General features: G+C 59.5%; 7 protein-coding genes and 1 pseudogene. 6 read left to right on the top strand and 2 right to left on the bottom strand.

Features of this window, described 5'->3' with window-relative positions; translation table 11 throughout:
- Window positions 1-54: 54 nt before the first annotated feature.
- Together A3722_RS15010 and A3722_RS15005 are read left to right on the top strand one after the other, a co-directional pair.
- Window positions 55-1,083: an RsmB/NOP family class I SAM-dependent RNA methyltransferase gene (locus A3722_RS15010; RefSeq protein ID WP_236627428.1), complete on the top strand. Its 1,029-nt coding sequence runs from the start codon at window positions 55-57 to the stop codon at window positions 1,081-1,083.
- Window positions 1,084-1,258: 175 nt separating this feature from the next.
- Window positions 1,259-3,493: an ATP-binding protein gene (locus A3722_RS15005; RefSeq protein ID WP_067916265.1), complete on the top strand. Its 2,235-nt coding sequence runs from the start codon at window positions 1,259-1,261 to the stop codon at window positions 3,491-3,493.
- Window positions 3,494-3,506: 13 nt separating this feature from the next.
- Here the strand turns inward: A3722_RS15005 and A3722_RS15000 are convergent, their stop codons facing one another.
- The gene (locus tag A3722_RS15000) at window positions 3,507-4,100 is read right to left on the bottom strand and encodes a gamma-glutamyl kinase (RefSeq protein WP_067627239.1); all 594 of its coding nucleotides are present in this window, start codon (window positions 4,098-4,100) and stop codon (window positions 3,507-3,509) included.
- 203 nt (window positions 4,101-4,303) lie between these two features.
- On the opposite strand from A3722_RS15000, the gene recA reads away from it, so the two are divergent.
- From recA to A3722_RS14980, 4 genes are all read left to right on the top strand, one after another.
- Window positions 4,304-5,374 carry a recombinase RecA gene (recA, locus tag A3722_RS14995; RefSeq protein WP_067627237.1) on the top strand — a complete coding sequence of 357 codons (1,071 nt, stop codon included), beginning with the start codon at window positions 4,304-4,306 and terminating at the stop codon, window positions 5,372-5,374.
- Window positions 5,375-5,512: 138 nt separating this feature from the next.
- Complete coding sequence (gene alaS / locus A3722_RS14990; RefSeq protein ID WP_067627235.1) at window positions 5,513-8,170, top strand: alanine--tRNA ligase; 2,658 nt, start codon at window positions 5,513-5,515, stop codon at window positions 8,168-8,170.
- 5 nt (window positions 8,171-8,175) lie between these two features.
- Complete coding sequence (locus A3722_RS14985; RefSeq protein WP_067261798.1) at window positions 8,176-8,463, top strand: DUF1330 domain-containing protein; 288 nt, start codon at window positions 8,176-8,178, stop codon at window positions 8,461-8,463.
- An 82-nt stretch (window positions 8,464-8,545) separates the two neighbouring features.
- Window positions 8,546-9,271: a phosphatase PAP2 family protein gene (locus A3722_RS14980; protein ID WP_067627233.1), complete on the top strand. Its 726-nt coding sequence runs from the start codon at window positions 8,546-8,548 to the stop codon at window positions 9,269-9,271.
- An 85-nt stretch (window positions 9,272-9,356) separates the two neighbouring features.
- Here A3722_RS14980 and A3722_RS14975 read toward each other — a convergent pair.
- A pseudogene (locus A3722_RS14975) lies at window positions 9,357-9,763 on the bottom strand (translational GTPase TypA); the annotation flags it as partial.

The following is a 9,763-nucleotide window of genomic DNA, read 5'->3' as shown; positions in this document are numbered from 1 at the left end:
AGCACACCGATCATCAGGGCACGGCCCGTATCCCCGCCGCCGTAATGGGCCGCCGTGCGGGATCATGTCTTTGACGTGCTGCGCCAGAAACGGACGGCGGCCCATTACGGCGGCGGGGATACGGGCCGTGCCCTGATGATCGGTGTGCTGCACGGGCAAGGGGCTGATCTTGAGGCGCTGTTCACGGGCGAGGGGCACGCGCCCACGCCGTTGAGCGACGCGGAACGTGCTTTCCCACAGCCGCCCGAAGACCGCGCCACAAGGTTGAATCTGCCCGATTGGCTGCTGCCTTTGTTCGACGCAGCGCTCGGGGAAAAGGCGGATGCCGCAGCCACGGCGCTTCAGGAACGCGGGCCGATCTGTCTGCGGGTCAACACGGCGCGGATCGCGGTGCCTGCCGCGCAGGAATTGCTGGCGGAGGAGGGCGTTCAAACCCGAGCCAACCCGCTTGCCGATGCCGCGCTAACCGTAATTGAGGGGCAGCGCCGGATCCGAAATTCCTCCGCCTTTGCAGATGGCTACGTGGAATTGCAGGACGCGGCGAGCCAAGCAGTCGTGGCCGCCCTGCCGTTGGGGGGGCGGGTGCTGGACTACTGCGCCGGGGGCGGTGGCAAGGCCTTGGCTCTGGCCATGGACCCCACGCGCGAGATCACGGCCCATGACATCGACCCGCGTCGGATGAGCGATCTTCCCCCCCGCGCCGCGCGCGCGGGTGTTGAGATTTCCTTGGCCGATACCGAAAAAGCCGAAGCTGGCGCGCCCTATGACCTCGTTCTCTGCGACGCGCCCTGTTCGGGGTCTGGCGCATGGCGCCGCGCGGCAGAGGGGAAGTGGACCCTGACCCCCGACCGGCTGGCTGAACTGACTGCCATTCAAGACCAAATTCTCGATACCGCAGTGGCACTTACGCAACCTAACGGCGTTTTGGCCTATGCCACATGCTCGCTTTTCCGAGAGGAAAATGAGGCGCGGATTGAGGCATTTTTGGCCCGTCACCCGGGCTGGAAAATCGCCCGGATGGACCGTTATGACGTGACTGCCGAGGGCGACGGCTTTTTCTCAGCACAGTTGACGCGCGAGTAGTTTTCCCCATAATCAACCAATGCGTGCAAGTGCTCTAGGGTTAAAGCCTGCTTAACTTCTCTCGCACGTAATAGTCCTATGATTCGGTTGTTAGGGGAATTGCGTGCAGCAGGGCGTCGGGGATTCAGGGGTTGGCGGGCAGGCCGGGCTCACGCGGCTATGGCTGCTTGGGGCGATGGCTGTGGCCACCGGTGCGCTCGCGCAGCGCAGCGCCGAGGCGTCGTTGAAGCTTGGCCTTACCGCAGCGGCGGTCACGCTCGGCTTGATTTCAATCGGTTACATGGCCCTCCGCCTGCGGGCGCGGATGCTGAACCAAGCCAGCACCGACGGGGTCGCCGATTTCATCGCAAAAGACGGCACGCCCAGCTTTATCGCGTCGATCGACCGGCAAGTTCTTTACCGCAATGAAGCGGCTCAAAAGCAGTTTGGCGACGGCAGCGGAGAAACTCTCGCGCAGGCCCTGCGAACGCATTTCTCCAACCCCGTGGGTCTTCTCTACCGACTGCAGTCCCGTGCCACGGCAAGCGGCAACGCACGAGAAGAAGTGATCACCCGCGTCGGCCCGGTGCGCATATCCGTACACCATGTGTCGGCTGACCGTTTGCTTTGGCGGATCGAACCGGCACCAGCCCGCGCGGGACCCCGTGCCACCCAAGATAGCATGGCCTTGCCGATGGTCATGGTCGGTCGGGGCGGGACGATCCTTTTCATGAACGAGGCGGCTCGAATGTTCGTCGGGGACCGGGTGAAGTCCATGGACCGACTGTTCAACGCCCTGCCATTGACCTCGGGAACCGTGGCGGAAATATCCACCGCACAGGGCAACCGTCAGGTATTGGTGGCCGAAGTCGACGCCGGTGCCAACCGCCGTGCACTCTACCTCTTGCCCCCGCCCGATGGGGGTGTCTCAGCCAGTGAATTGGGATGGGAAACTTTTCAAGACCTCCCCGTGCCGATGATCAAGCTGGGGCCGGATGGGACCGTATTGGCGTTCAACCGAATGGCGGCCAAACTGCTCGGCGTCTCCCTGCGACGCGGCGCGCATCTTTCACAACTAATGGAGGGGCTGGGCCGTTCTATCTCAGACTGGTTGAATGACAGTCTCGCAGGGCGATTGGTGCAGAAATCCGAATTTCTCAGGCTGACCCGCACGGATCAGGAGATTTTCGTACAGGTCTCGCTGAACCGGATATCCGAAGGCGGAGAGGCCGCCCTGATCGCGGTGCTACAAGACGCAACCGAACTGAAATCGCTAGAGGCGCAATTCGTGCAGAGCCAGAAAATGCAGGCTATTGGTCAGCTGGCTGGCGGTGTGGCTCATGATTTCAACAACCTTCTGACCGCAATTTCCGGCCATTGCGACCTCCTCTTGCTGCGCCATGACCAAGGCGATCCGGATTTTAGCGATTTGGTTCAAATCAACCAGAACGCCAATCGGGCAGCCGCGCTGGTGGGGCAGCTCCTCGCCTTCTCCCGCAAACAAACCCTCCGGCCCGAAACGCTGGACATGCGCGATACCTTGGCCGACCTTACCCATTTGCTGAACCGTCTGGTGGGCGAGAAGGTAACGCTAACCTTAAGCCATGACCCGGTCCTTGCGCCGATCCGTGCGGATAAACGCCAGTTGGAGCAGGTGTTAATGAACCTCGTTGTCAATGCCCGCGATGCGATGCCCGCCGGGGGTGAAATTCGCATCCTGACGGAGGTGACAACACTCGATCAACCACTCGAGCGGGACCGGGTCAGCGTTCCCGCCGGGCGCTATGTCACAGTGCAGGTCCACGACGATGGCACCGGCATCCCGAAAGATAAGCTGCAAAAAGTGTTCGAGCCGTTTTTCACTACCAAACGCACCGGCGAGGGGACCGGCCTTGGCCTCTCGACCGCCTATGGGATCGTCAAACAGACGGGCGGATTTATCTTTATCGACAGTGAGTTGGGGCGGGGAACCTGTTTTACTCTGTACTTTCCGGTCCTTGAGGGGCAGCCGCATACGGTTTCTCGGAAGACCGCCTCGCAGCCCGATCAGGGCCCGGTGCAACGATCCGATGGGGTAATCCTGTTGGTCGAAGATGAAGCGCCGGTGCGGGCATTTGCCTCCCGTGCCCTACGCCTGCGCGGCTACACGGTGCTTGAAGCGGAATCCGCCGAAGCCGCACTGAAGATGCTCGAAGATCAAGAACTGGATATCGACGTCTTTGTAACGGATGTTGTCATGCCCGGCATGGACGGGCCCAGCTGGGTGCGCCAAGCCTTGAAGCAACGACCGGACGTGCGGGTCGTTTTCGTTTCTGGCTATGCGGAGGGTAATTTCGGGCAGGAACAGTCAAAAATCCCCAATTCGGTTTTCTTGCCCAAACCCTTCTCCCTGACCGATCTGACCAATACGGTACATAACCAGTTACACTAAGCTGAGGGCAGGGCTAAGGGATCGATTCGTAGAGCTCAAATTCCGCCGCGAATTTCCGGCGAAAGCGTTTTTCGACGTTTGGGGAAAGCGCCAATTCCATCTTGGGCGATACATTTTCTTGCCCCAAGGACAGAGTCACGTCGAGCCGCTCTTCCAAAAAACTACGCAGCCGGGCCTGATCTTCATAGCGGAAGTGGTGGGTGATGCCGGTGCCGTTCGGTTGGGTCTCCATAAACTTCAACTGGCTTCCAACATCGGCAAAACCCGGCTTGTCGCCTTTCATATAGGCGAGCACAAATTCGTCAAAAGTAACCCCAAAGGTGTTGTTGGGCTTACCCTCCATGAAAGGGCGCTGCCGATAGCGGTACCAACTGCCAAGCCAAGAAATCGGCTCGCGCATGACGGCCATAAGTTCAAGCTCGGCGTCGCAGATCTTAAGGAACATCGGCCGAATAAACCGATTATACCGATAGACGGGCGCGTGTTTCAGCATAGGGGGATCGGAGATCACCATGTCCGCGCGGGGCGCGAGCGCCTTTTCATAGGCGGTGGTTCCGGTTTTGGGCACTGACAGAAAGACCAGCCGTTCTTTGAAAAAAACAATCACTCGCGTCTTATCCCAATCTGCACATGGTCACATCTATGTCGGGTAAACCATTTCTTTACCATTCCCGAGAAAACTTAAAGGACAAACAAAATCATTGAAATGTTCTTCATTTACCCCCATATAGAACATTAGAAGAACATAAGCGACACAGCGTGCAGGCGATTGCCGCCGGTGCGCCACTGTGACACTAAGGGATGAACCTAATGGCAACGGCAGATCTTTTGACAATGGACAGCAAGAAAACCGCAGAAAAGCAAAAGGCGCTCGACAGCGCGCTGGCCCAGATCGAACGTCAGTTCGGCAAAGGGTCGATCATGAAGCTGGGCGCCGAAGGGGCGATCCAGGACATCAAAGCCAGCTCCACAGGCTCGCTGGGCCTTGATATCGCGCTTGGCATTGGCGGTCTGCCGATGGGGCGTATCATTGAAATTTATGGCCCGGAATCCTCGGGTAAGACAACTTTGACCCTGCACTGCGTCGCGGAACAGCAGAAAGCTGGCGGCGTCTGCGCCTTTGTCGATGCGGAACACGCGCTTGATCCGCAGTATGCGAAAAAGCTTGGCGTGGACATTGACGAGCTGCTTATTTCGCAGCCCGACACGGGCGAACAAGCCTTGGAAATCACTGACACTCTTGTGCGATCTGGCGCCGTCAACATGGTTATCGTCGACTCAGTCGCGGCTCTGACGCCGAAGTCCGAGCTTGAAGGTGAGATGGGCGACAGCAGCGTCGGTGTTCAGGCCCGTTTGATGTCTCAAGCCATGCGTAAGCTGACGGGCTCGATCAGCCGGTCGAACTGTATGGTCATTTTCATTAACCAAATTCGGATGAAGATCGGCGTCATGTTCGGGTCACCCGAGACGACAACGGGCGGTAACGCGCTGAAATTCTACTCCTCTGTCCGGCTCGACATCCGCCGCATCGGCGCGCTGAAAGACCGTGATGAGGTTGTCGGCAACGCGACAAAGGTCAAGATCGTCAAAAACAAAGTCGCGCCGCCGTTCAAGCAGGTCGAGTTCGACATCATGTATGGCGAAGGCATCTCCAAGATGGGCGAGTTGCTTGATCTTGGCGTAAAAGCTGGCGTGGTCGATAAATCGGGCTCATGGTTCAGCTATGGGGATGAGCGGATCGGGCAAGGGCGCGAGAACGCGAAAACCTTCCTAAAGCAAAACACCGCCATGGCGTCGGAGATTGAGGATAAGATCCGCGCAGCCCATGGATTGGACTTCGAAGGGTCCGGCGGCGATGACGCGGATATTCTCGAAGCGTAAATGCGCTTTGGGTATTAAGATGCTGCAACGGGGGCGTGGCCATGGGCTGCGCCCCTTTTTCGTGGGCAGGAACGGTGGACAGCGCCGGGGCTGAGGGGTATTTGGGATCGATCAAATCTGCCCCGGAAGGCCTCGCCCATGAAGACGCTGAATGAAATTCGCTCAACTTTTCTGAATTATTTCGATGCGCAGGGGCATCAGATCGTGCCCTCTAGCCCCCTGGTGCCGCGCAACGACCCGACACTGATGTTCACCGCTGCCGGTATGGTGCAGTTCAAGAACCTTTTTACCGGGGTGGAAACACGCGATTACAGCCGCGCCACGTCGGCACAGAAATGTGTGCGGGCGGGCGGCAAGCACAATGACCTCGACAACGTGGGCTATACCGCGCGGCACCACACGTTTTTCGAGATGCTGGGCAACTTCAGCTTTGGCGACTACTTTAAGGCCGAGGCGATCCCCTTTGCTTGGGACCTGCTGACCAAAGAGTTCGGCATTGACCCGAACCGGCTTTTGGTCACGGTGTACCATACGGATGAAGAAGCGGTAAAAATTTGGAAGGCGCACACTGGCCTGCCGGACGAACGCATCATTCGGATCGCGACGGATGATAACTTCTGGTCCGCTGGCCCAACTGGCCCCTGCGGGCCCTGTACCGAGATTTTCTACGATCACGGCGATCACATCTGGGGTGGCCCTCCGGGATCGCCCGAGGAAGACGGTGACCGTTTCGTCGAGATCTGGAACCTCGTTTTCATGCAATACGAGCAGTTCGAGGATGGTACGCGCCAGCCGCTGCCCAACCAGTCGATCGATACCGGGATGGGGATCGAACGGGTGGCGGCGCTGTTGCAGGGCACGAATGACAACTATGCCACGGACTTGATGCGCAAACTGATTGAGGCCAGCGCACATGCGTCTTCGACCGATCCCGATGGGCCAGGAAAGACCCATCACCGGGTGATTGCCGACCATTTGCGGTCGACCTCCTTCCTGATTGCCGATGGGGTGATGCCTTCCAACGAAGGCCGCGGATATGTGCTGCGCCGGATCATGCGGCGCGCGATGCGCCACGCGCATTTGCTCGGCGTTAAGGACCCTTTAATGCATCAACTGGTACCATCATTGGTGCAGCAGATGGGCGCGGCTTACCCTGAATTGGGTCAGGCACAATCGCTCATCCGTGAGACGTTGTTGCTGGAGGAAACCCGTTTCCGCCAGACGCTTGATCGCGGTTTAAAGCTGCTGGATGATGAATTGAGTGGACTGCCTGAGGGGGCCACACTGCCGGGAGAAGCGGCGTTTAAGCTTTATGATACCTACGGTTTCCCGCTTGATCTAACGCAGGATGCGCTGCGCGAAAAAGGGCGCGCGGTGGATACCGACGGGTTCGACACCGCAATGGCGGCGCAGAAAGCGAAAGCTCGCGCGGCTTGGGCTGGGTCGGGTGAGGCTGCGGATGCCACCGTCTGGTTCGACGTGGCCGACAAAAGCGGCGTGACCGAGTTTTTAGGCTATGACACCGAAAGCGCCGAGGGGCAGATCGTGGCCTTGGTGCAAGGCAGTGATCAGGTGGATGCTGCCGCTGTGGGCAGTGATGTACAGGTCGCGCTAAACCAGACGCCGTTTTATGCGGAAAGCGGCGGGCAGGTCGGCGACACCGGGGTGATCCGCACGCAAACCGGTATCGTGAATGTGACCGACACACGCAAATCTGCAGGTGTCTTCGTGCATTTCGGCCATGTGGTCGAAGGCGAGGTGAAACCGGGTCAAACGGCTGTTCTCGAGGTCGACCGTCTGCGGCGCAGTGCCATCCGGGCCAACCATTCGGCCACGCACTTGCTGCATGAGGCCCTGCGCAATGCGCTTGGGGATCATGTGTCGCAGCGTGGTTCGCTTAACGCGCATGACCGTCTGCGGTTTGATTTCTCGCATGCCAAAGGGCTGACACAGGAGGAACTGACCCAAGTCGAGCGCGAGGTGAATGACTATATCCGCCAAAACACGCCGGTGGAGACGCGGATCATGACGCCGGATGACGCGCGGGCCATGGGGGCGCAGGCGCTCTTTGGTGAGAAGTATGGCGATGAGGTGCGTGTCGTCTCGATGGGTCAATTGGACGGTTCCGGCAAGGGCAGCGACAAATCGACCTATTCGCTTGAGCTTTGCGGCGGTACCCATGTGCGTCAGACTGGGGATATTGGCGCTTTTGTTCTGCTGGGGGACAGTGCCAGCAGCGCGGGGGTGCGCCGGATCGAGGCGCTGACCGGGACCGAAGCTCTGGCTTGGCTGCGCGAGCAAGAAGCGGCGCTGAGCCGGGTTGCGGCAGAGTTGAAAACAGCGACCAGCGACGTGCCCGAACGGGTGCGCGCCCTGCTTGACGAACGCCGGAGCCTGTCCAACGAAGTGGCGCAGCTGCGACGCGAATTGGCGATGTCGGGCGGCGGTGCGGCCGCACCCGAAGCGCGTGAGGTGAATGGCGTCAAATTCATTGGCCAAGTCCTCAGCGGTATCACAGGCAAAGACCTGCCCGGTCTGGTGGATGAACATAAGGCCAAGCTGGGCTCTGGCGCGGTGCTGCTGATCGCCGATACCGGGGGCAAGGCCGCGGTCGCGGGCGGCGTGACACAGGATTTGACAGATCGCGTTTCGGCAGTCGACATGGTCAAAGCGGCGGTGGCCGAATTGGGCGGTAAGGGCGGCGGTGGTCGGCCCGACATGGCTCAGGGCGGTGGTGCCTCGGCAGAGAATGCAGAAGCGGCGATTGCCGCGGCTGAAAACATCTTGAAAGGATAAGGCCCATGGGCGCACTCTGGATTGCACATGTCACCGTCACCGACGAAGAGGCATATAAGAAATACGCCGCCGGCGCCACAGAGGCCATTGCAGCGCATGGTGGCAAGTTCATCGCGCGGGGCGGGCGTTTCGTTCAGCTTGAGGGCAAGGAACGGCCGCGCAATGTCGTGGCGCGTTTCCCCGATGTTGAAACAGCGGAAAAATGTTACCATTCCGATGCTTATCAAGCTGCGTTGAGCCATGCGCGCGGCGCGTCCGAACGCGAATTGATGATCGTCGAAACCGAGGAATGATTGTAAAGCGCCCCGCCTGAATAGTAGGTGGGGCGTCTTGCGTTGATGGGGGAACCTTCGCCCCGAAAGGCGGTTGACCCATATGAACCTCAACCGACTATCCGCTTTCGCCCAATGGTGCCGCCGCCACGTGGAGGTGACCACTTTGGCCCTCATGGGCCTTTCCGTCATCGCCGTTTGGACCTTGGCCGAACTCACCGAAGAGGTCGTGGCAGGCAGCACCAGCAATCTTGACCGTGACATCCTATTGTTCCTGCGCACGCCGGGCGATCTATCGGTTCCCATTGGCCCGTGGTGGGTGGAAGAGATCGGCCGTGATTTGACAGCTTTGGGCGGTGTTGCAGTTTTGGTGCTAACGACCGTTGTGGTCTCGCTCTTTTTCTTGCTGCAACGACGGTGGTCTACCGCGCTCTACATCTTTGCGACTGTTGGCGGGGGGATCGTCTTGAGCAGTATCGCCAAGGAGTTCTTTGACCGGCCGCGCCCCGACCTTGTGCCGCATGGGTCATTGGTCCACACGGCGAGCTTTCCTTCGGGGCATTCGATGATGGCGGCTGTCGCTTACCTCACGCTAGGGGCGATGGTGGCGCGGGCGCAGACGCGCCGCGCGCTCAAGGTCTATACGCTGGCGGTTGCCGTCTTGCTCACGCTGCTCGTTGGGATCAGCCGTGTCTATATGGGGGTGCATTGGCCAACGGATGTGGCGGCTGGCTGGCTTGGGGGGGGAGCTTGGGCCATCCTTTGCCTTTTGGCCGCGCTCAGTCTGGCGAAACGCGGGCATATCGACAGAGAGGAAAGCGATCGGTAAGGCCTGCGGCTTTTCCGGCGTCAGATGTGAAAACGGCAGCGCATCCTGGGATGCGCTGCCGTTTTTATTTTGTAAAAGTCGTGGCTTAGCTGGCTTTCGCCATGCGCTTGCGCTCATGCGGGTCGAGGTAACGCTTGCGCAGGCGGACCGCGTTCGGTGTCACTTCAACAAGCTCATCGTCGTCGATATAGGCGATGGCTTCTTCAAGGCTTAGCGTCATTGGCGTGGTCAAGCGCACCGCTTCGTCGGTGCCCGAGGCGCGCACGTTGGTTAGCTTTTTGCCCTTCAGCGGGTTCACTTCAAGATCGTTTTCGCGGCTGTGCTCACCGATGATCATGCCGGTGTAAACGTCAGCCTGTGCGCCGATCATCATCTTGCCACGCTCTTCGAGGTTCCACAGGGCGAAAGCGACCGAGGAGCCGTTTTCCATGGAGATCAGAACGCCCGCGCGAGGGGACATGGGCGATGATGCGGGTCTTGCCCGCACCGGCT

Origin of the sequence: Sulfitobacter sp. HI0027 (assembly GCF_001634775.1) — a bacterium.
Classification (GTDB): domain Bacteria; phylum Pseudomonadota; class Alphaproteobacteria; order Rhodobacterales; family Rhodobacteraceae; genus Sulfitobacter.
The sequence above is the reverse complement of the archived record's forward strand: the minus strand, read 5'-3'. Positions and strand labels throughout refer to the sequence as shown.

What these genes read in the sequence shown, in the direction of transcription:
- alaS (WP_067627235.1), top strand. Translation starts at nt 5,513, where the DNA reads ATGAAGACGCTGAATGAAATTCGCTCAACTTTTCTGAATTATTTCGAT.
- A3722_RS14985 (WP_067261798.1), top strand. Translation starts at nt 8,176, where the DNA reads ATGGGCGCACTCTGGATTGCACATGTCACCGTCACCGACGAAGAGGCA.
- recA (WP_067627237.1), top strand. Translation starts at nt 4,304, where the DNA reads ATGGCAACGGCAGATCTTTTGACAATGGACAGCAAGAAAACCGCAGAA.
- A3722_RS15005 (WP_067916265.1), top strand. Translation starts at nt 1,259, where the DNA reads ATGGCTGTGGCCACCGGTGCGCTCGCGCAGCGCAGCGCCGAGGCGTCG.
- A3722_RS14980 (WP_067627233.1), top strand. Translation starts at nt 8,546, where the DNA reads ATGAACCTCAACCGACTATCCGCTTTCGCCCAATGGTGCCGCCGCCAC.